The organism is Bdellovibrio sp. HCB-110, assembly GCF_047323225.1.
In the GTDB taxonomy this organism is placed as follows: Bacteria; Bdellovibrionota; Bdellovibrionia; order Bdellovibrionales; family Bdellovibrionaceae; genus Bdellovibrio.
This window is the reverse complement of sequence record NZ_CP178750.1, coordinates 1,195,638-1,217,478: the sequence shown is the minus strand read 5'-3', so window position 1 is coordinate 1,217,478 and position 21,841 is coordinate 1,195,638. Positions and strand designations below refer to the sequence as shown.

Here is a 21,841-nt window from a genome sequence, read left to right as displayed (position 1 = left end):
GTCGCAAATGTCTTCTAAGCTTCTGCATGGAGGTCCATCCATGCCTGTAGAAACTCCAAATGAAAATCCCAGTATTGTGGATTACTCTGACTATAGAGACTTTCTTGCCGCGCGATTTCGCTATTTGAAAACTGTGAAAAAGAATTTTTCATATGCCATCGCCGCACGCAAAACAAACGTAGCGCCGAGCTACTACAAGAATCTCTTTCGCAAAGACCGCCACTTAGGACTTGAGAATCTGGGCCGAGTTTCAAAAACTCTTGAGCTGAATGGAACAGAACAGGCCTATCTTCTTTTTCGATTGATATCGCATATTGTTCCAGATCAACAGCTTTTAGAAATTTGTCGGAAAAGTCTGGATGTTTTTAAAAATGAAATCAAGAGAGGCTAAAAGTGAGACCCATGAGTGCTGACGAACTGACCGTCTATCGCGAAAATATCCGTAGTTTATTAGAATCTTTTGTAAAAAATCTGGTGGATGAAACAGAGCGTGACTCCATCGGCGTCGACGTGCAGATCGGCGACAAAACAACCGTTTATAAAATGTCCTTCAATAAAAAATGCTTAGGAAAAATCCTTGGCGTCAGAGGAAGAAACATCAGCGCCCTACGAACTCTGATCTTTGCAATGTGCGCGCGACAGGGTTTTCGGGCCGTTATCGAGGTTCCCCATTATCCTAAAGAGGTCAATATCCGGAACTAAAAAGGACGGCCTCCATTGAGTTGAATCACTTGGTCGGTTCCGCTCACGTTGATATATTTTCCGTAGTTCATATTTGTCCATGAATAGCCACAGTACGATCCTCCTGAAGACGAATTGGGAAATGTGGAAATAGATCCTTGAATAGCACCGCGGTCTTCATTTACCGAAATTTTGAGTGTCCCAGTCAGAGAGATGCTAGCAGCAAATGTCTTAGCCGGCCCTAGAGTGGCTGAATAAGTTCCCTCCCCCATGGCGACAATAGCAACCACCGTAGAGCTATTCGGAGCCAAAGTCCATTTACCTTCTCCTGTATAGCTCGAAATGCCACTGGCGCTCGCGCTGGTTTTTGTGCCGCTCACATTTCCACACACCACCACAGTTGTATTCATACTGTAAGCAGGACAGCACATATTATTGCCGTAACTTCCCGAACCATTATTGAACGACACCGTGCCTGTTTGCGGAATTTTGGAAAGATTTGAAAGAGTAATTTTGACGATAAATCCCGAAATAATGGGAGTTCCTTCTGCCATACTGGTAGGTTCTTCCCAAACGCTTTTTTTGTAGTCGTGATAAGAAACCAAATCCAGAGGTGGAGAAATTAAGGTTCTTCCGGCAAATCCCTGTGAGCATGTTAGAAACAACAAGCCTAATATTAATGTTCTAATAGTGCACATAAGGACTCCTCTTTAAAAAATATAATAGGGTCTGCCGACTTGTTTTCCACGAGTCAGCCCAAGTGTTCTGGTGTTTTCAATGTCTTGTTCATACGTATCAGGGAAGGCCGAGCATATAAATTTCCGACCGCTTGCGTGAGTCACCACAAATTCAGGTTCAAGACCTGCTAAATCAGCAGAGGCCGCCACCGACTTTATCAGAACATAAAATAGCTTTCCGGAATCTGACTTTAAAAGAAATGTAGAAATGCTGGCAGATGAATTTTCGGAATTCAAAATCAAACTATGGTTGCCCGTCGTTCCGGCGATACCGGACATGCCTTGAGACCATCCCATCTGCCCTAACTTACAAATCGGAACAAGAGCCTTGGTTGTCATATCCAAATAGCTGATCGTGGTGTCTTCCCCTTCGCCATCAATCGTGATCAGTTGGTCTTCCCCTTGGTCCTCGCCCAACACTTCAATATCGTCCACATTGACCAAAGCTTCTTTGTCGTAGACAGGAAAAACTTTAACGCCATTGAGAGTGCCATTCTCAGCAACAAGGTAAGTGCTGCCACTGAGTTTTCGGAAATTGACGATCTGACCATCATTCGCCCGCAGACCGAAGAAATCCTCCCGATAGTAAGCAACACCTGAACCACCGCCTAGGTTGGCAATGTCATCGCACGATGATCCGGTATACTGACGAAACTTTGACCACATTTGATTGCGACAAGGATCGTTGGCTGTAGGGTACTGCTGCACAATTTTAAGGTCCCCAGAATCCAAATGCATGCGATTGGGAGAATCCGAAGTGAACAATGAAAAACGACTGTTGGCCGCGCGTTCTCCATTGATATAAAGAATGGCATTGAACTCCGCACGATCCTTGGCTGTGAAGGTGTTGTTATAAAAGAAATCAATTTGCACACGGTCCATGGACACCGTCATCACTTTTCGTGTCAGAGGCCCTTGAGCCGGAGAATCCTCATCGATCTGCCAGTCCTCACCATAAGTAAAAAGACCTTGTTCATCCGGCGTGAGCCCCGTAAGATCCGCTGTCGTAAAAACAGTGATCTTTTTTCCCGCAAGCCTTGTGCAGTGATGGCCTTCTGCCAAAGCGCGAAGAAATAAATGAGCGTCATCACAGTGGCGTGTTTCGATCATGTATTTAGCTTCCGCAAAACGCACGGCCACCATAAAGGTTTCAATAGACGAACTGAGGGTCAAACGATGTTGAGAGCTTTGTCGCTGCCTTATGGCTTCCTTGATTTGATCATTAATCAATGCGACCACCGCACTGACAATAATTCCTAAAACTCCCACTAGAATCAAACTCAAGACAATATTTCCGCGCTGATTAGAATGAGCTGACATGATAAGCCTCACTATAGATGCGCGGGTCTACGGCGCCACTCCTATAATCACGATTGATCTGCAAATAAAAGCTGATGGCGTGGATGTACTCTTGCTTGATCAAAGAAAAAGCGCTTTTAACAATCTGTCCTTCCGTTTCACCAGTAAGAGCCACGGGTAACGGCGAAGGAATTCCCAACACCTGGCATCCCGAGGTGTCACAGTAGGCCTCTGAAAAGGCCGTCGCGCGGATCTGCGTTTCTCCTGCAAAGGGCTTGCTGAAAATCTGCTGAGCATTCAAGCTCACAACACCTTCGGTTCGAAGAAAAACTTTAGTACAAGAAACTTTGTCTGCAGAGTCCAAAGAACAGTCATTCACGACCAAGTTCATTTCGCTATCGACACGATACATTCCTACGCTCATCAAACGCACTGGGGAAAGCTTCATGGGAGGTCGCCCCATGGCATTTAAAATCGTGGTGCTATCCGGATTGCTCACACCAGAATCAGGAATCAAGAAGGGCTTCACGGGAAGCGTATAAAGCCGGGATCTGTTTTTTGTGTATTTGATGCAATCTGAATTCCCGGCATAGCGAGCTTCCCCAAATATGCCAGTCGCCGAGTCGTATTGAGGGTCAAATTTTTGCAAACTGCCTGCTACAGAAAACAACACTGAGTTTGGTTCATCCGTCAAAGTAACAACGGTGTTAATGGCCAGACCAATTTCACCACTGGGCATTTGTGTTCCGTTTGAGCTCACCTGAACAGCATCCCCTGAGACATTCAAATATCCGAAATCTTCCACTGACGTATCTACCAAAAGAGTTTTTTCATCGAGCGGACAGATGATCGGAAGAGAAGGACTTTTCACATCAGAATAAACCCACAAATAGGAGGTGGAGTTTTCGCAGGCCTCAGAAAGACTCGCACATTTTCCTTCATAGGGAATCACCAACCGTCCTAAAGGAAGTCCTGAAGTTTGTCCCGCAAAGGCGTAAAAATGAATATCGGACCTCAGCATATTTCTTTGCAGGAATCCCATCAATAGATTGGCGTCTGTTTTCACGGAGCGATTCAGAAAAACTTTATTGAAATCTTTGGAGATGTCTGAAAAAGCCGCCGAGATTGCAAAGATACCCACCAAAGTCACTGCCAGAGCCACCATAATTTCCACGATAGAAAAGCCGCGCTGATTTTTTACCACGGCCCCCTCCGAACTTTGACGGTCTTGTACTCTAACTTTTGAGTTTTTGTAGAGAAGAAATAATAGTTAAAAGACAACTCCAAAAGGTGATTCGCGACGATGTGTTTACAAAACATCAAATCAATACAACTGGGGGATGCGTAGTGAGGACCGATGAAAAAAGCCAAGTTTTTCCCGAGCAACTCCCCCATGGCAGGAATGTTGTTATTTCCGGCGTTGATGGGCACGCCCACTTTTTCTGTTGCCAACGTGATGTCTTCACAGGGACTGCTGGTTCTTGGCTCCCAAGCGTTCTTTTCATTGCAAAGACGTGTGATTTTATAACCAGGAGATTTGAAAATATCCGTCAAAATAGTGACGGAGAGGTCGTTGGATTTACTTTCCCGCGAAAGATCTGAAGAGACCGCCCAGTAGTTGTTAAATACAACGGCCGCCGCCATTGTTGCAATAGAGACAACAAGAATGGCAACAAGGCTTTCTAAAATGGTGAGACCTTCGCTGCTTCGGAGTATATGCATTTATTTAAGGATAAGGAAGATGGCTGTCTGGGTAAAGGCAGTCCTACAAACATCTGTCCGCTCAAAGCGTATAATAAAAATGCTTTCACCCTGAGTTTCTTGACACCAAAACATCGGAGGCAGATGCTTATATTGGACTGGGAGGACCATGAAAAATCAAAAAGGCATGTCATTAATGGAAATGCTTGTGAGCATCGCCATCATGGCAATTGCGATGGCCGGTGTCGTCACCCTGCAAATGCATCAGCAAAAAGAGACACGCGCCATTTCCGAAAAACTTGCTTTATTGGATTTTGAAAAGCTTCTTATGACCTCTATGATGGATGGCTCAACGTGTAAGTTTGTTTTGAACGATCCGACACCATTGACCTTCAACTCGACGGCACTGAATTCCAGCGCACCACAATACTTAACGCCATCACGTCCTCTTTATGCCAAAGTCAATGGTGGCACTCCCGGTGCTGTGATTGCCCAACTCAACCAGCCTCTGACTCCGGACAATACGTCCTTGGTTCCTCGCACTATTCGTTTAAAAATTGAAAGCGGCAACGGATCTACATACGTAGGACGATGGGAAGTTCATTTTGATTCAGCCCGTTTGGTTCGCGCTTTGAAACCGGTGACTGCTTCTGCGGTTCTAACAGTCGACAACAGCACTCCCACCGCAGCGCGAGTTGTTGATTGCATAGGAAGCGGAGTTTCGCAATTTGTGAACGTCACATACCATTCTTTTTGCGCGACACCTCCAGGTGGCACTGTTTTGAAACCTGCACAGCCAAATCGAATGTGTGCTCTGAGTGCCACCGATGACGACGTTGGTCCTATGGCCTTAGCTAGCGATTACAAATGTCGTGTCGAAGGAAATGCGGCCTCATGGATGGGATTTGCTCCTTTGGGATGTGGTCAAGTTGCCTGTATTGCAGTATGTTTTGATGTGCAGTGAGTGCATCGCCTGTCCGCTGAGAGCGCATAGCAAAAAGACTCATTCAGAACTCGGATCTTTCTTTTCGGCTGTCTAAGCATTCGAACGGTGATAGTTCATCCTTCATGCCCACAAACACCTCGTCCTTAATACCCAACAAGTGTCCTAGCATTTTGGAGTACAACGACTATAGAGACTTTCTTGCGGCGCGCTTTCGTTACTTGAAATCTATCAAAAAAAACTTTTCTTATGCGATTGCCGCGCGCAAAACGGACGTGGCACAAAGTTACTACAAAAATCTTTTTCGCAAGGATCGACACCTGAGCCTTGAGAATCTTGGCAAAGTTTCCAAAACTCTCGAGCTGAATATCACCGAAGAGTTTTATCTTCTTTTTAAATTGGTGTCTCTTCTCGTACAAGATGCACAGGGTTTCGAAATTTGTCGCAAAAATCTAAACGCGCTCGCTACGGAACTTAAACTGCAAGAGACAAAGAATCTGATCGTTCCGAAAGAACCGCTAGAAATCGACAAAGATCTAAATCCCCTTTATTTTTACGCGATTCTGCATCTTTTTGATTGGCCGAATTTTTCGCCAACAGTCGATTGGGTAAAATCTCGTCTGTTTGTAAATGACTTGGATGACGAGACCTTGAATCACTACATTCTCAGGGCCAAGGAATTATATGATTCCTTAAGTGAACAAAAAATTACGCTGGAAGAATTTCGACCCGCACCTTTAGCGCACGGTGTGTGCGTAAGAACTCGAGAGCCCTCTCACTCGATACTCACAGAAATTTTAAATATAGAAAACTACCACTCTAAAGTTCACAACTATGCTGAACATAGACACATGGTAAACATCTCGGAAGACGGCCTCAGAGAAATCACAAGCCTATTCGATGAGGTGCGCGAAAAGCTCTCGGAAATACAAAAAAAATATTCCGGAGCATTACCGACTCGCACTCTCTTTTGGACTCACTCAATTTATAACTTAGCACGAGAAAAAGAGACCAAGGAATTTTGAGTTACGTCCGCTTAATTGGACAGTCCAGCGGAGAAACAGAGCCCGATTTAGGATCAAACTGAATTTTCATAAGTCACCCCTTACCAGCTTTCAGATCTTTCCCGATTTCTGCAAGAGAATTATTTTGCGACTTATTGTTCTTCAATATAGAGACACTCAATCACGTAGTTACTACCCGTATTCGAAGCGTAAACGCTGCCATAAGTTGGATAACAAGATCCATTCGTCACAACTCCATTACTTGAAAGGGTATTAGCGATAACATCGTAAGTCAGCGTCGGGGACGGAATTCCATTGCTGCAATCCCCGGCAATCCAGGTTCGACTATAGTAAGTGCCTGACGTGGTTGAACTGCCCGTCGAATAACTGCATCTTGTGGTGTGGGACCGCAAGGATTTCCAGGTCGTCCCATTGCAAAATTCCATTTGTTTTGAAGTCGAATTATAACGTTGTTGACCTTCATTCGCCGTATTACAGACTGAGGAAGTATTTCCAAATTTAACCTCACCAGCAACATCCAGTTTCGCCGTGGGAGTAGTCGTTCCAACCCCCACATTACCGCTCACACGATAAGCATTTCCCGAAGCCTCATTCCATGATCCTGGTATTGCTCCCCCACTGCTTCCAGCAATGTAGCCACGATAGTAGATATTATATTGATTGAGAGTGTCTGTATTATAGGAATACGTCACCTGAATGACCATTTGATCCGTCAAAGCCGGACGCCACGGGACAATTATTTCAACGATTTCGGTATTTGCATAATCATTGAACCCTTGCTTCACGTAAGAAGCTTTATAGTCACTCTCTGTTGTCCCCACCTGATAGGCATCAAAGGCAAGATATCCATGTGTATTGATCGCCGAAGATCCATGATTGTACTGAACCCCGATAATCACAGCGCGAGTATCTTCGGGAAGAGTCACCGGAGCATTGATTGTATAAGTCGGCGTCACACCATGAAGAGTTATCCCCGTCATCAAGGCAGCATTGCCCTTACGAATATCCAAATTGCCAGCATCAGGATTGCTTGCTGTCGTTTGCACACTCCCGTCTGGGAAGCGGAATCCTCCCGACGAAGAATGAACGATCCCGGCCACCTGCAGTGGATACCCAGGACTGGCAGTTCCGATGCCGACTTTTCCATCGGCAAGAATAGTCATTTTTGTTGTGCCATTCGTTTCAAAATTCAAAGGATAGTTATCATTTGTTCCAAAGGTGGCATTCCCAGCAAATGAATTTCCATTGTTAATGAATACCGAGCCCGTTGTGAAAGTCGAGCAGATCATCATTCCTGTCGCATCAAATGAAATTACTTGGCCGACGGCACAGTTAAATGTTGTAACAGCAGAGCCCGTTCCATTGGAGGCAAGCATTCTGTTAGCCGTGAGCGATGTCACTCCTGTACCGCCTTTGTTGACTGGAACAGCGGAAGGAAAATTCGCAGGATCAGCGCTGATAGTTCCTGAAGAAACAGCGATACCCGCACCGACTTGCACGGCACCTTTGGCTCCTGTGGTGGCATCATTGATCGAGATCGCTGGAGTCGTTGATCCTGTTGCGACAACGATGGGAGCTGTGCCAGTGACATTCGTCACAGTTCCATTTGTTGGCGTGATCCATTGAAGACCTGAAGCTTGAGCCGAGTTGGCTGATAAAACTTGTCCATTTGTTCCGACGGGAAGACGGATATTATTTGTTCCATCACGAGTGAGAATATCTCCTTTTGTTGTTAAAGGAGAAAAGCCATTGAACGCGGCTAATGCCGAAGTTTGTCCCGTACCGCCGTTGGCGATTGGTAAAGTGCCTGTAACTTCCGTCGCTAAGTTGACTGCGGCACCATTGCTTGCGGAAGTTAAACGACCTTGAGCATCGACAGTGATAGTTGCGCGAGCATAAGAACCCGCAGTCACCGCAGTATTTGCGAGAGAAATAGTTCCTGTAGAAGTAATAGGACCGCCACTTAAGCCAACACCCGTTGCAATATTCGTAACAGTACCGCCAGCATTGCTATCCGTAGCCGGTGCCCAATTTGTTCCATCAAATTTTAGAACTTGTCCCGATGTTGGAGCAGTGGCACTCACAGGTTTTGTTTGAAGTTTTGCAACAGTAGGGTTTGGATACGTACCACTAAGGTCTCCTCCCGCAGTTCCAGTCGGTGTACGAGCATCAGTGAAACGAGCATCGTTACCAGCAGCAACTGTATTTGCAGCAGTTCCGACATTCACAGTCAAAACAGGAGTTGTCGTTCCTGTTGCAACTGAAAGATAACTGTTGGCACTCGTAACATTTGTTACTGTTCCACCTGAAGACGTGTCCGTATCGTTCGCACATTCCCAACGGGAATTCGCCGTGATCCATTTCATCACTTGTCCATCAGCACAAGCGACATTGTTAGGTTTATAAGTCAGATATTTAGAAGCTGCACTGCTGATGTCACTATAATCTAAAACCACAGCACCAGTTTTTGTTGCCACAGAAGTCACGGGAAATGCAATCGCTGCATTTGATGCCGCCGTCAAACGACCTTGGGCATCGACCGTGAAAGTTCCAACCTGTGTCGTTGAACCATAAGATCCGGCACTCACAGCCGTATTAGCAAGTGAAATAGTTCCAGTCGTCGTAATAGGACCCCCGCTTAAACCAGTGCCCGTCGCAATATTCGTAACAGTACCACCTGCATTAGAATCAACAGCCGGAGCCCATTTTGTTCCATCATATTTAAGAACTTGGCCAGCTGCTAATCCCGCCGTATCAATATCAACACCTTTGATTTTATTTACCGACACGGCACTGATTGTTCCGCTCACATCACCTGCAAGTGAAACATTGATGGACTGACATAAGAATGAACTTGAAACGGAATTCCAATAAGGAGTTTGGTGAGCCGCACAGTTTGCGCTTCCAACCGCAGTATTAAATGCGGAAATAGTGTGATAGTTTCCCAACGTCGAATTTAAATTCGCTACATCGCTCATTCCAATGGATGAGCTGCCCCATTGAGTTCCATCAAATTTAAAAAAATGGCCATTCGTGGGAGCAAGATTTGAAATAGCGACATTCTGAATTTTTCCCACAGAAGGATTGGGATATATGCCGGTTAAATCTCCACCCGCGGAACCCGTCGGTGTCCGAGGATTGGTAAAGCGAGCATCATCACCTGCCGCCACCGTTCCAGCAACTGTCCCTACAACGACAGAAACTGTTTTCGTTGATGTTCCCGAAACACTGATTCCCGTTCCCGCAAGAATATCGTTAACGACACCAGAACCTCCAGCATCGATGACGCAACTAAAATTTGTTCCATCAAAGGTGATGACTTTTCCGGGATCGCAGGCGGCACTAGGGACGTTTGTTTTTTGCACAAAATCACCCGCACCCAAAGTTCCTAGCTTACTCGCAGAAAAAGCCGAAAACGCATACGGTACTGAACGTATGGTATTTGAGGGGCTGATGAGTTTCCATCCTGCGCCGTCATGAAACTGCACTCTCAAAACACGATTGTCGTCTTCTAATGCCGTAAAGATAGCGCCGCCGAAACAATTGTGAGTCGTGGAGTTTATAAAAGCGTCTGAAATTTTATACACAGCAGACGTCGGAAATAATCGAGTGCCCATGCCGATGGGGACGTCAAAAACTCCTTTGGAGTTTAGCATATTAATGCCATCGACTTGTTCTCGATAAATCACGCAACTTCCCAGAGGGTTCGTGACTTCAAAAAGAAAACTGACATTGGAATATTCCAATGGAGTTCCGTCAGATTTAATTATGCGCCCTTGATAAGTCAAATTCTGTGGACTTGCTTGGATTGACTGAGAATAAAAAAGCAAACATCCCAACCATGTCAATTTTAGAAATTCGAGGGGAATATTCCTCATTGTCTTCTCCATCCGATACGAACCAAATATAGAGCCTTTATATTTATCGGATGGAAATCTCGTGCCTGGATATAGTTACTGAAAAATCCTCAATTTACTGATTCGCTTGAAGCGTACTATTATTTCTATTTGCAAAAAGGCGCCTTTGGATCCTTGGCACAGGCCCAGGCTTTCAACTCAGCATTCTCGCGCTCTAGCCTTTGAACTCTTTCGTCTACGCCAACCACCTTGTTGTAAAGCTCTTTCAGAGCGTTGATAACAAGGGGAACGACTTCGCTGTAACGCACAGATAGAAATCCTTTGTCATCACGTAAAACAGCTTCAGGCAGGACGGATTCAACATCTTGAGCAATCAGCCCCACACGTCGAGCTTGAGTTTTGTCGTCGTAAATGTAGTTATAAGTCACACCATTGAGATGCTGGATTTTCTCTAATGAATCCTGTACGTAGGCGATATCGCGTTTAAGTCTGCGATCAGATTGGGCCGCCCACGAGGTGTCTCCATTTCCCAATCGCACTCCCACCGAACTGCCATTGAGTACATAAAAATTCCCAGCCGAGAAGTTGATTCGATCACCCGATATCGTTGTATCTCCAGATCCGTCACTAGAGCGAATCGATCCCTGGACATGCAGTTTCTGCGTCGGATTCGTCGTACCAATACCGACATTTCCTCCAAAATAACTTTTTGTCGCACCGCTGGCGTAAATCGCAAAGTTCTCACTTGTGCCCTTGCTGAGTGGCTGAACATACAGACCGTACTGGTTCACAGGGGCGCCCGTGCCTGAACCATTTTCAACATAGTATCCATAGGCATTCGTGATCACTTGCCCTGGCGCCGTATCAATACGTCCCCAGAAAGCCATGGAGTCGGTTGTCGTTCCACCGCTAGTGCCAGTTTTAATCAGCGATTGAAATCCCACAAGTTTCGCAAGAGTTCCACTTGAATGTAAGGCATTAGTATTAGCACGAACTCCGGCTTTCCAGTTTATACTGTTTTCCTGAAAACCCGTGTTGACCAACATCCCATATTCTTCACCTGCAGAATCCACTGTATAGGTTTTATCTATTTGCAAAGGAGAACCGGGATTGGTTGTTCCAATACCAAAGTTGCCTGATCCCATGATCGACACGGATGGAGTCGCCGTACCGAGGGTATAGAAATGAAAAGGAGCGCCCTTCGTATCGGCGAAGCCTTGCGTCGTCGAACGCCCGACTTGCATTAAATTCGTGGCGCCCGCCGCTGCACGAAGATTGATTCGCACATCATTGTCGGCAGCATTGTCTGACACTTCGAGCTCCGAACCGGGATTTGTTGTGCCGATACCGACGTTACCACTATTCGTAATTCTCATTCGCTCAAGAGGAGTACTTGAACCATCCGGAGTTGTACTGAACATGAGTCTTCCAGGCATATCGTTCGCTCCCGGAGTTCCGTCAACCATCGCGGCGATACCCGCAGCTAGCTGATAAGCAGATCCATCATAGCCCTTGAAAACGGCGTAACCGAGCTCGTCACCATTTTGAACGACAGCACCCCGCCCCTTCTGCATGACGAGCGAGTTGCCCCAAGCATCGTTGATCGTTCGAGTTAACATCATAGAACCGGGATTTATTTCAAGTGGAACCGAAGGATTCGTCGTACCAATCCCGACACTTCCATTGGCAAGAATAGTCATTCTTGTTGTGCCGTTGGTTTCAAAACCCAAAGAATAATTGTCATTGGTTCCCAAAGTTGCATTTCCCGCAAATGAATTTCCGCTGTTAATAAATACTGATCCGGTTGTGAACGTAGAACAAATCATCAATCCTGTTGCATCAAAGGAAACAAGTTGTCCAACGGCACAGTTGAAAGCTGTGACGGAGGAGCCAGTTCCGTTGGAAGCAAGAAGTCTATTAGCCGTCAGTGACGTTGCTCCCGTACCACCTTTAGAAACAGGAACAGCGGAAGGGAAGTTCGCAGGATCAGCACTGATAGTGCCCGATGAAACCGCGATCCCCGCCCCCACTTGAACTGCACCTTTTGCGCCCGTGGTTGCATCACTGATTGAAATCGCCGGAGTCGTTGATCCTGTTGCGACAATGATGGGAGCTGTGCCAGTGACATTTGTCACCGTTCCATTTGTTGGTGTGATCCACTGAAGGCCCGAAGCTTGAGCCGAGTTGGCAGAAAGAACTTGTCCATTGGTTCCAACAGAAAGGCGAATGTCGTTAGTCCCGTCGTGAACGATAAGGTCACCTTTAGTTGTACTTGGAGAAAGCCCATTGAATGCCGCCGTCGCTGAAGTTTGTCCCGTACCACCATTGGCAATTGGTAAAATGCCTGTAACTTCAGTCGCCAAATTTACAGAAGCTCCATTGCTCGCGGAAGTTAAACGACCTTGAGCATCGACAGTGATATTTGCACGAGTGTATGAGCCCGCAGTCACGGCGGTATTTGCAAGTGAAATAGTTCCTGTTGAAGTGATAGGTCCGCCAGTCAATCCAGTTCCTGTTGCGATGTTTGTAACTGTACCACCTGAAGAAGTATCCGTGTCGTTCGCACATTCCCAGCGAGAATTTGCAGTGACCCATTTAATAACTTGTCCATCGGTACAAGCGACGTTGTTCGGTTTGTATGTTAAATATTTTGAAGCGGCACTATTGATGTCGCCATAATCTAAAACAACGGCACCAGTTTTTGTTGCAACCGAAGTCACGGGAAAAGCGATCGCTGCATTCGAAGCTGCAGTTAAGCGTCCCTGAGCATCGACAGTGAAAGTTCCAACTTGTGTTGTTGAACCATATGATCCAGCACTCACAGCCGTATTTGCCAAAGAAATAGTTCCAGTGGAAGTGATCGGTCCTCCGCTTAATCCTGTGCCCGTCGCAATATTAGTAACCGTACCACCGGCATTAGAATCTGCAGCCGGAGCCCATTTTGTTCCGTCATATTTAAGAACTTGGCCAGCGGCTAATCCCGTCGTATCAACATCAACACCTTTAATCTTATTAACAGAAACCGCGCCGATAGTTCCGCTCACATCACCAGCAACCGACACGTTGATAGACTGACATTGGAAAGATCCAGAAACAGAATTCCAATAAGGAGTTTGGTGAGTTGCACAGTTAGCACTGCCAACAGCCGAATTAAATGCAGCAATTGTGTGATAGTTACTCAAAGTCGAATTTAGATTCGTGACATCACTCATACCAATGGCAGAACTCAACCATTGAGTTCCATCAAATTTAAAAAATTGTCCATTGGTGGGCGCAGTGGCTGAAACAGCGACACCTTGAATTTTTCCGACGGAAGGATTTGGATAGGTCCCGCCCAAGTCTCCTCCAGCTGTTCCTGTCGGCACACGAGGATCAGTAAAGCGAGAGTCATCTCCCGCCGCGACTGTTCCCGCTCCCGTTCCTATATTTGCAGAAACAGTTTTTGTTGTTGTACCTGAAACACTAATTCCAGCACCGGCAAGGACATCGGAAACGACACCAGAACCTCCGGCATCGACCACACAACTAAAATTTGTTCCATCAAAAGTAATTACTTTTCCAGGATCACAAGCGGCTCCCGGAATATTTGTTTTTTGAACAAAGTCACTGGCTCCCAAAGCTCCTAGCTTTGAAGCGGAAAATGCAGAGAGTGCATAAGGAACTGCCCGTATCACATTCGATGGACTGATTTGTTTCCACCCTGTTCCGTCATGAAATTGCACTTTCAAAACGCGGTTATCATCTTCGAGGGCTGTGTAAGTAGCACCACCGTAACAACTGTGAGTCGTCGAGTTCACAAATGCATCTGAAATTTTATAAACAGGCAATGTCGGAAACAAACGCGTACCCATACCAATGGGAACATCAAAAACACCCTTCGAATTTGTCATGTTGATGCCGTCTACTTGCTCGCGGTATATCACACAACTTCCCAGGGGGTTGGCGATCTCAAAAAGAAAACTGACATTGGAAAACTCTAACGGCACGCCATCAGATTTGATGATACGTCCTTGATAAGTTAGATTTTGGGGACTCGCTTGTACGGAAAGAGAATAAAGAAACAGAGCCGCCAACCACGTCACATGCAAGAGCTTAAAATGCGTGTTTTTCATCACTGCCTCATTCGAAAACGTTCCGGATATTACGCATGAATACTTATCGGAAGATCGAAAGTGAGACTAAATACCTCTCGGAAGGTCTCTTTTTTTGAAAGGTTCGCTAAGATTTAGCAAGTGACCAGATTTGTTACTCCCATCATAGGCTTACAGTCCTTACGACCTAAAAACCTCTATATCGCTCCCTATAAGGCCAGTATTTTGCTTATGAATAACGGAAATGATACATCAAACTCTTTTCACTCTATTTTTGACATGGACCCTCCTGTCTCCAGCCGCCTGGGCTGCAGGGGATTTCCGCTCTTATTTCAAAGAAAGAAATCAGATCAATGCTCAAGGCGATTTAGCGGCGATTCAATACTTTCATTTAAAATTCACTCACACAAATTATGTGATCGTAAATAAAAACAAGAAAACAGCGACTCTTTACGGAGAGCAAGGGCAAACGCTTTCGCAAGTTTCCGTGCGTGTTTATCCCGGAGATGAATTGGAAAACGGCGGCGCTGGTATTTACTTTTATGCTGGAGAGAAAAAATCCTATCATTATGCAAAGGCCGAAAAAGACGCTTCTGTTCACGCTCTATTTTTAGGACGTCTGAGCCTCGATGAAGGCACTCCGATCTACGTTCTTCCAGAAACTGCCGATCATCGCTTCCGCATTCGCAACGAGACTCTGACATTTGGTGCCGCCCGTGTTCTAAGAAATCGTCCGAGCTTTAACTACACTCCTAAGAATACAGCCGCTCGCAAAAGCCTTATGTCTGTAGACTTTCAAGATCGTTTTACTAAGAAATACGTCGAAGCTTTGGAAAATGAAAAGACGAAATTGATGGAGCTTTTGCAGATTGAAAATGACGAATACAATATGCTGGCAGAGTTTGCCTTTGGCGTTCTTTCACCAGAAACAAACTATGGTACCAACTGGAAATATCGTCTAAAACAATCCGCTCCCGTGGTCGTGTCTCTGCTGAAAGGAAATGGTTTCGACACCGATCAAAACAGTCGCGGACCAACACAAATCAAACGCATTCCAGACGTGATCGCCGAAAACTATCACATTGAAAAAAGTGAACTGCGCAAACCGGAAAATGCTGCGATCACGACATTGGCTTTTGTGGCTGAACAGCTCAAGGAACTGCGCAATATGGCAAGTTCTCATCCCGAGATCACCGAAGAGAATTTGCAAGATTATCTTTACTACCTCTACAACGGTCGTCGTAAGGAAATTAAAAATAATACGGCAACACCAGAAAAGAATATCAATATTCAAAAAATCAAAGCCGCTATTGAACACATAAAAATTGAAGATCTATAAAAAAAAGGGACTCTTATGAGTCCTTTTTTTTAACGCATCTTGGTTGTAAAAAATCCCCTGGCACCTTTTATTATTGTGCGGCTTCTGTCGGGATGACGATGCGGGCTCCGACAACCAGTGAGGCTGGATTGCGGATTTTGTTTTTCTCTTTGATATCGGTCATAGAGACATTGTACTTCGCTGCGATCACTGAAAGGTTTTCGCCTCTTTTAACGACGTGTACTTTTGCTTTTGCCACTTCACGAACAGAAGAACTGTCCGGAGTTGGAACACGCAATTTCATGCCCACTTTCAAAGTGCGACCGCGTTTGATGCTGTTCAAACGTTGAAGCTCAGAAACGCTCGTTGAGTATTTGCGAGCGATTGTGAACAAAGAGTCGCCGGATTGAACGATGTAATAACGGCCATCCGCGCTCATTGTCATGCTGGCTTTTTGAATGTTCGAGCTAGGAGTCGATTTCTTCGCTACGATAGAACGATTCACAGAAGTACGGTCTTTGATCGGCGTGCGATCTGGAACGTAGATTCTCATGCCCACGCGCAAAGGTTTGCGGCGAGGAAGATCATTCAGGTCACGAAGATAAGCCACTGTTGTACGATAACGGCGAGCCACTGTGCTCAACGTGTCGCCACGGCGGATACGGTAAGGCTGAGAATCTCCAGAGTCCGCGATGAACTGAACATTGTCGACGATACTTTCGTTCGCCGCGATCAAGGCTTGCTCATTAGTTCCTGGAGGAATACGCAGAATCAACTCTTGGCCTTTAACTGTCGCCACTTCCCCTTTGAACTTCGGATTGAGGGCTTTGAAATCCTCATAGTTCAAATTCAATTTTTCAGACATGGAACGCAAGTTCACTGGTTGTTTTAAAGAGATATGATCGAACTCGATAGGCGGAAGATAATCAATATCATCGAATCCATACTTCGCAGGATCTTTACCGATCATTTTAGCAGCGATAAATTTTGGAACGTAATTGATTGTTTCTTTCGGCAAACGTTTCTTACGGGCAAGTTCCCAGAAATCACGCGTGTAGTGATTCATCACTTCGCGTTTCACGCGGTTTTCACCGACATTGTAGGAAGCCATCGCCAAATACCAAGAACCGAATACGCTATAAAGACCTTTGAAATACTCTGCCGCTGCTTGAGTGGCAAAAACCGGGTCACGACGTTCATCAACGAAAGCGCTGATTTCTAGACCATAGCGCTTCCCTGTTCCACGAATGAACTGCCAATAGCCAACGGCCGCAGCATGGGATGTTGCATGAGAACTAAAACCAGATTCAATCAATGCGATATAAAAAAGATCTTCAGGAAGTCCGTTGTCACGCAAAACTTTTTTCATCAGTTTTTCGTAACGAGTGGAACGTGCTAAATATCTTTCCATATGAGGACGGCCGCGTCCTTGGAAATAAGCGATCCATTTTTCAACAAGTGGGTTCACTTCCGTAGGAATTGATTCCAATTCTTGATCGACCACTTTGGGTCCTTCAGGGTCTGACAAACGGAAAGAACCGATGTCCTTGATTTCCGTTTCAGCATTGGTTCCTTCTGAACCTCCGGCTGTTGTGCTAACGTTCTTGTGCGCACATCCCGCCAAAAAGGCCAGGACCAAACTCAATGTAAAAAGTCTCCTCATGAGTCCTCTCCTCCGACACAGTTTTCAGGCTACAGAACTCAGAGGAGTTTTTCAATAAAACATCTCCCTTATTTTGCCTTTTTATTCGGCAAATCCTGCCATAAGACGGGTTTTAGAGTGAAATTCCCCTCATCCGCTAGACGATAGAGCAAAACATTACGCAAGATCGCCTTCACGTAAAAGCTCGTCTCCGTCCACGGAAGCTCGTCAAACCACACCTCGTCTCGAGGAGAGCCACTGGGTTTTGAAATCAATTCGCTCACCTCAGTTCTTCCATCAAGCCACGTCTGCAAACGATAGGGTCCTGCGTTATATGCAGCTAGAGCGAAAGGAACGTTGTTTTCGAACTGGCCTAACATCTGGGAAACGTAGAATGAGCCCATGGGAATATTCACTTCAGGGCGGAACATATCGTCTGGCAATTCGATTTTGAGTCCTAATTTCCTCGATACTTCTTGAGCCGTCGGAGGAATCATTTGCATCAGCCCCAGAGCATTGGACGTCGAAACCGCTCTTAAATTAAACGCACTTTCCTGACGAGTCAGACTGCGCAAAAGAGAGACATGGATACCATATCTCTCTGCCTCAGCTTGATACAGTGATGTGAAAATCGCCGGATATCCGAGCTTCACAAATTGTTCACGACGCAAACTAGGATCTGTTTCCAACGCATCGTTGATCAAGCGAATCGCCGTCATATATTGCTGACGTTCTGCCATTTTTTCCGCAAGACTGACTTTCACTGTGGGATCTTTGATGTACGGAAGATCGCCAATCTCTGTCTGTGCTTCACTCACCCAACCTGCGTTAGAAAGAGCTTTGAAACGTTGCCAAGATTTTTTTTGACCACCGACAAGATAAAATTCATTTTGCAACTTCGGAGGTTTGTCTTTCAAATCAGGCCAAGAGAGTTTTCCTTCCTGAGATTCCGCGCGCAAACGAAGTCCGTAGTACGAAAACGGATATTTCTCCATCAAAGCCGCTGCCACTTGTTTCGCACGTTCAGCGTTGGTTTCCTGCAGAGAACGCACAAGCCAATATTGCGCATTGAGATCATAACGATCCCTCCCCTGCTGCAAAAGTCTTTCTAACAATGCCGAAGCGGTCGAAAAATCTTTCTTGCGGTAGTAAATAAGGCTCGAACGGAAGAAAGCTTCTGCCGCTTCATCTGAACCATTGTGATAAGTGATAAGCTTATTGAAATGATCCAGAGCACGATCATACTGCCCTAAGAAATGTGCACAACGCCCCGCAATCAGAAGCGCACTTGTCACTTGCGCCGATGAAGGATTCTTTTCAATCGCCGTTTGCGCTAACGACATGGCTCCTGCATAGTCGCCACGACGATGCAGGCTTTGCGCCCATTCTAACAAACGCGCGCTATCGGCTTCTTCCATTTCATCAAGAGCTTTTACTTTCGCAAGTTTTTCACCGAGAGAATTATAGATCTCAAGAGGTTTGTCCTTAAGACGACGTGCCGAGCGGCTTCCAGAGTATTGATTTAAAATAATCATAGCGTCCTTCAAAGCCGCTACAGAATCATTGTGCTTCAGTGACTGGCGCAGACGCTCTTCAATTTTTGTTTCTTCGCCGCCCACTTCCGCACTCTCAGCCACAGGTTTTGCTATGACAGACTGATTTCGGGTCTTGGCTAAGAAATCCAATTTCTCTTGCAGGTATTTAGAATCTTTTTGATCCTGCGCCTCTTCATAAAGAAACTGTGCTTCTGCATAGTTCACTCGCTCCAAAGCGAGATCACCCAAAAGCTGATAGATTTTAGATTTTTGTTCTTTGCTCGTTTTAAAAGATCCCGAAAGCAACGCCTCTAAAGACGCCTCGGCTTTTGGATTCTTCTTTTGCACTTGGCCCTCAAGTTGATCCAGGCGCATGGCAAGCCAACTTGAACTTAAATCTTCAGCCCAAGGACCTTCCGCGAATAAGTATTTATTGTTTTCCAAAGTTGAAAGAGCTTTTTCAACAGCGATGGGATCATTCTTTTTCTTCTGCCCTTGCTCCAAACAATGCAACCACGTTTGCCCGACCCAACCACGCAATTCTTTTTGAGCTGCAAAAACTTTGGGTGCCAGATTCAAACATTCCTGCCACTTCAAGTGAATTTCATAGTCTTTTAACTGCGATAGTGGAGACAGATTTTTCGCTTTCTTTCCCGTGATTTGATAAAGATCGATGACTCCCACCGCAGGAAGATCTTTTTTCAAATCCACTTTTTGAATTTGTGCACTGGCAGAGGCAGCACAGAGCACACTGAGAGTCACAATACTTTTTTTCATTAGAACTCCTCTTCACCTACAACTTCGGCCTTATCTTGAAACGGAACTTTTGGAAACGCCGACTTCTTTAAATAGATCAGCGAAGGTTCTTTGGACTGCCGTAAAACCACTTTCAACTTCCAATAAGGCTCTGCCACTTCATAATCAACAACCGACGCGTCTGATAAATCACAAATATAGAGCAAAGCATTTTCATGCAATTTCTTAGAACACAGATTGTAATCGAAACCTTGAAACGAACGCAAAAGCCATGGCCACGGCCACTGTTCTTTAAGACCGATTTGCACAGGGCCCTTAAGCATTTCTGGATGAGATCGTGTGGTCTCCATAATGCCGTTGTATAAAGTCACTAAGTCGTAGGTTGAATTCACGTAGACATAGGGGTGTTCCATCCGAATAGGATGTCGGTAGACAGAAGTGTAAGCGCTGTGCACACTGAAGACAGACAAAAGCAAAACGGCCCAGCGCAAGTGGACGATTTTTGTGAGAGCCAAAGCTATCACAAAATAAAAACCCCATACCAATGAAAGCACACACCAAACAGTTTTATAGGGAATCAATGAGTAGATAAGTAACTGCGACAATGAAAACACACTCATGAAGTGGAACATTTTATCTTTTGAGAAGACTCCCCAAAAAGACAATAACACCCCCAAAAGCACGATCGGTTCGGCTTCCCATAAAACTTGTATCCAATACAGAAACACTTTGTCATGACCTTTGCCGTGCACACCTGTTTTGGCCCAAGGCAAGAACGCCTTCACAAAATCCGGAAGACCTGCGAGATTTTTAAAAAATCCCGTAAAAAGTTGCACGAAAAGGAGAAGCAGAACCAAACTTAAAACCGTCAAACGAGGATGCCAGGCCTCTTTGATTTTTGCCCAAGAAAACAATCTCCACTGTGTCGGGCCTAAAGATAAAAACGCCAAGGTAAAGCACACTAAAGTAATCGTAAAAGTCTCTTTCAAAGTAATCATGCCCCACAGACCCACGAGCACATATCCCAAAGCCTTGCCATCTTGGTTTTCTATCCAACGCAAGAGCCCCAAAACCATGACCAATTGAAAGAACACGAAAGGCATCTCATGAATGCCGGAACGGCCAAAGAAAATAAATGCCGGACTGAGCAAAACAAAAAACAGCATCCAGCGCAAAACAGACTTTGAAGACAAAACACCAAAAGAAAAAATCATCACACTCAGTACGCTGAACACTGCTGGAACTGTGCGCAGAACTTCCAAACTTCGTCCACAAAGGAATTCAAAGAAATGCAATAGATAGAAATACAGCGGGCCGTGATAATTATTCGGATCGTACTTGTAATAGCCCATGCTTTGCATTTGCATCACAAACCAGCCATTGATGCTTTCGTCAAAATGAATGGGTTTGTTGGCTAAATCATAAAAACGCGTGAACATGGCCACAAAAAGCAGGGCTAACCACAAGAAGACTGTCGAGAAGTTCGTGACCTTGGCTGATTTCATTGTTAACTATCGTAAAGATGGAATCTTCTGTGTCAACCCCCCATTGCTCCTTGGTGATCTATTTGAATAAAGATGCTCCGGCTGTGACGTCCTTCCTCAAGGATCTGCGCAGCTTTTTTCAAAAGTTTCCGCTCAACTATGAGCTGGTCGCTATCATTGAAAAAGGCGCTTCAGAGTGTGCAAGGCTTCTTGAAGAGGCCAAAAAAGAATCCTCCGCTAAAGAAACCATCAGCCTTGTGCAAAACTCGAAAACTTTGCATCGCGCAAGAAGCCTATGTCAGGGTTTCAATGCAGCCCAGGCGCCTTATGTTCTGGTCGGAGACCCTCAGTTGGCAACGCCCCTGGGAGACCTTTTTAAAATTCTGCAAAATTTGATGAGCGAAAGCACCGTCGATATTTGTTGGGGAAATCGTCTGAATAAAAAGGACAGTGTATTTTTAAACTCACTAGCTCCGCGCCATAAATTAGAGCGGCTCTTTAACGGCATTTTGCACGAGAGAAATAAGAAGTCTTCAGATCCTCTTTGTGAAATCGGCGGTTTCAAAAAAGAGGCTTGGGTTTGTCTCCAGGAAAAACTTTCTACGAAAACAATCAAGGGCTGGTATCTCCATCAACAACTGCAAAAAGAAATTCAAGAAACCGCCCTCAATAGAATCGAAATTGCCATTCATGATTCAGGACAAACCTCTGCCTCTTACTCTGTGTGGCGTGAACGCTGGAATCTCTTAAGTCAAAGCATTCTTTAGTTCAT

Annotated in this window: 15 protein-coding genes; 6 read left to right on the top strand and 9 right to left on the bottom strand. The window is 45.3% G+C overall.

Annotated elements, in window-relative coordinates:
* Positions 1–7: 7 nt before the first annotated feature.
* Together ACL934_RS05795 and ACL934_RS05790 are read left to right on the top strand one after the other, a co-directional pair.
* Positions 8–391 (top strand): hypothetical protein, encoded by a 384-nt coding sequence (locus ACL934_RS05795; protein WP_374078709.1) that lies wholly within the window; start codon positions 8–10, stop codon positions 389–391.
* An 11-nt stretch (positions 392–402) separates the two neighbouring features.
* A complete protein-coding gene (locus ACL934_RS05790) occupies positions 403–702 on the top strand; it encodes a KH domain-containing protein (protein WP_374080438.1) in 300 nt (99 codons plus the stop codon).
* Here ACL934_RS05790 and ACL934_RS05785 read toward each other — a convergent pair.
* Genes ACL934_RS05785 through ACL934_RS05770 form a run of 4 tightly spaced genes read right to left on the bottom strand, consistent with a single transcriptional unit; the run spans position 699 to position 4,439 of the window.
* Positions 699–1,379: a hypothetical protein gene (locus ACL934_RS05785; RefSeq protein ID WP_374078707.1), complete on the bottom strand. Its 681-nt coding sequence runs from the start codon at positions 1,377–1,379 to the stop codon at positions 699–701. The two genes, ACL934_RS05790 and ACL934_RS05785, sit on opposite strands and share 4 nt — an antisense overlap.
* Positions 1,380–1,391: 12 nt before the next feature.
* Positions 1,392–2,738, bottom strand: coding sequence for a hypothetical protein (locus tag ACL934_RS05780; RefSeq protein ID WP_374078706.1), 1,347 nt, complete (start codon positions 2,736–2,738; stop codon positions 1,392–1,394).
* A complete protein-coding gene (locus ACL934_RS05775) occupies positions 2,722–3,921 on the bottom strand; it encodes a PilW family protein (RefSeq protein ID WP_374078703.1) in 1,200 nt (399 codons plus the stop codon). The genes ACL934_RS05780 and ACL934_RS05775 overlap by 17 nt, the downstream gene beginning before the upstream one ends.
* The gene (locus ACL934_RS05770) at positions 3,915–4,439 is read right to left on the bottom strand and encodes a hypothetical protein (RefSeq protein ID WP_374078701.1); all 525 of its coding nucleotides are present in this window, start codon (positions 4,437–4,439) and stop codon (positions 3,915–3,917) included. Before ACL934_RS05770 ends, ACL934_RS05775 begins: the two co-directional genes overlap by 7 nt.
* Positions 4,440–4,587: 148 nt before the next feature.
* Between ACL934_RS05770 and ACL934_RS05765 the strand changes: the two genes are divergently transcribed.
* Positions 4,588–5,382, top strand: coding sequence for a type II secretion system protein (locus tag ACL934_RS05765; protein WP_413613204.1), 795 nt, complete (start codon positions 4,588–4,590; stop codon positions 5,380–5,382).
* A 200-nt stretch (positions 5,383–5,582) separates the two neighbouring features.
* Positions 5,583–6,386, top strand: a complete 804-nt coding sequence (locus tag ACL934_RS05760) for a helix-turn-helix domain-containing protein (protein ID WP_374078696.1) — start codon at positions 5,583–5,585, stop codon at positions 6,384–6,386.
* A gap of 131 nt (positions 6,387–6,517) precedes the next feature.
* On the opposite strand, the gene ACL934_RS05755 is transcribed toward ACL934_RS05760, so the two are convergent.
* Both ACL934_RS05755 and ACL934_RS05750 read right to left on the bottom strand, forming a co-directional pair.
* Positions 6,518–10,264 carry a beta strand repeat-containing protein gene (locus ACL934_RS05755; RefSeq protein ID WP_413613203.1) on the bottom strand — a complete coding sequence of 1,249 codons (3,747 nt, stop codon included), beginning with the start codon at positions 10,262–10,264 and terminating at the stop codon, positions 6,518–6,520.
* 125 nt (positions 10,265–10,389) lie between these two features.
* On the bottom strand, positions 10,390–14,355 hold the full coding sequence (locus tag ACL934_RS05750; protein ID WP_374078691.1) for a tail fiber domain-containing protein: 3,966 nt from the start codon (positions 14,353–14,355) through the stop codon (positions 10,390–10,392).
* A gap of 223 nt (positions 14,356–14,578) precedes the next feature.
* Between ACL934_RS05750 and ACL934_RS05745 the strand changes: the two genes are divergently transcribed.
* The gene (locus ACL934_RS05745; protein WP_374078689.1) at positions 14,579–15,673 is read left to right on the top strand and encodes a hypothetical protein; all 1,095 of its coding nucleotides are present in this window, start codon (positions 14,579–14,581) and stop codon (positions 15,671–15,673) included.
* A gap of 70 nt (positions 15,674–15,743) precedes the next feature.
* On the opposite strand, the gene ACL934_RS05740 is transcribed toward ACL934_RS05745, so the two are convergent.
* The 3 genes from ACL934_RS05740 to ACL934_RS05730 all read right to left on the bottom strand — a co-directional run bounded on the left by ACL934_RS05740 (position 15,744) and on the right by ACL934_RS05730 (position 21,090).
* Positions 15,744–17,315, bottom strand: coding sequence for a LysM peptidoglycan-binding domain-containing protein (locus ACL934_RS05740; RefSeq protein WP_374078686.1), 1,572 nt, complete (start codon positions 17,313–17,315; stop codon positions 15,744–15,746).
* Positions 17,316–17,383: 68 nt separating this feature from the next.
* Entirely contained in the window at positions 17,384–19,606 is a 2,223-nt protein-coding gene (locus tag ACL934_RS05735; RefSeq protein ID WP_374078685.1) for a transglycosylase SLT domain-containing protein, read from the bottom strand.
* On the bottom strand, positions 19,606–21,090 hold the full coding sequence (locus tag ACL934_RS05730) for a flippase activity-associated protein Agl23 (RefSeq protein ID WP_374078683.1): 1,485 nt from the start codon (positions 21,088–21,090) through the stop codon (positions 19,606–19,608). Before ACL934_RS05730 ends, ACL934_RS05735 begins: the two co-directional genes overlap by 1 nt.
* Before the next feature lie 29 nt (positions 21,091–21,119).
* Here ACL934_RS05730 and ACL934_RS05725 point away from each other — a divergent pair, with 29 nt between their 5' ends.
* The gene (locus ACL934_RS05725) at positions 21,120–21,836 is read left to right on the top strand and encodes a hypothetical protein (protein ID WP_374078680.1); all 717 of its coding nucleotides are present in this window, start codon (positions 21,120–21,122) and stop codon (positions 21,834–21,836) included.
* The last annotated feature ends 5 nt before the right edge of the window (positions 21,837–21,841 follow it).

What these genes read in the sequence shown, in the direction of transcription:
- ACL934_RS05795 (WP_374078709.1), top strand. Translation starts at nt 8, where the DNA reads ATGTCTTCTAAGCTTCTGCATGGAGGTCCATCCATGCCTGTAGAAACT.
- ACL934_RS05790 (WP_374080438.1), top strand. Translation starts at nt 403, where the DNA reads ATGAGTGCTGACGAACTGACCGTCTATCGCGAAAATATCCGTAGTTTA.
- ACL934_RS05785 (WP_374078707.1), bottom strand. Translation starts at nt 1,379, where the DNA reads ATGTGCACTATTAGAACATTAATATTAGGCTTGTTGTTTCTAACATGC.
- ACL934_RS05780 (WP_374078706.1), bottom strand. Translation starts at nt 2,738, where the DNA reads ATGTCAGCTCATTCTAATCAGCGCGGAAATATTGTCTTGAGTTTGATT.
- ACL934_RS05770 (WP_374078701.1), bottom strand. Translation starts at nt 4,439, where the DNA reads ATGCATATACTCCGAAGCAGCGAAGGTCTCACCATTTTAGAAAGCCTT.
- ACL934_RS05765 (WP_413613204.1), top strand. Translation starts at nt 4,588, where the DNA reads ATGAAAAATCAAAAAGGCATGTCATTAATGGAAATGCTTGTGAGCATC.
- ACL934_RS05755 (WP_413613203.1), bottom strand. Translation starts at nt 10,264, where the DNA reads ATGAGGAATATTCCCCTCGAATTTCTAAAATTGACATGGTTGGGATGT.
- ACL934_RS05750 (WP_374078691.1), bottom strand. Translation starts at nt 14,355, where the DNA reads ATGAAAAACACGCATTTTAAGCTCTTGCATGTGACGTGGTTGGCGGCT.
- ACL934_RS05745 (WP_374078689.1), top strand. Translation starts at nt 14,579, where the DNA reads ATGATACATCAAACTCTTTTCACTCTATTTTTGACATGGACCCTCCTG.
- ACL934_RS05740 (WP_374078686.1), bottom strand. Translation starts at nt 17,315, where the DNA reads ATGAGGAGACTTTTTACATTGAGTTTGGTCCTGGCCTTTTTGGCGGGA.
- ACL934_RS05735 (WP_374078685.1), bottom strand. Translation starts at nt 19,606, where the DNA reads ATGAAAAAAAGTATTGTGACTCTCAGTGTGCTCTGTGCTGCCTCTGCC.
- ACL934_RS05730 (WP_374078683.1), bottom strand. Translation starts at nt 21,090, where the DNA reads ATGAAATCAGCCAAGGTCACGAACTTCTCGACAGTCTTCTTGTGGTTA.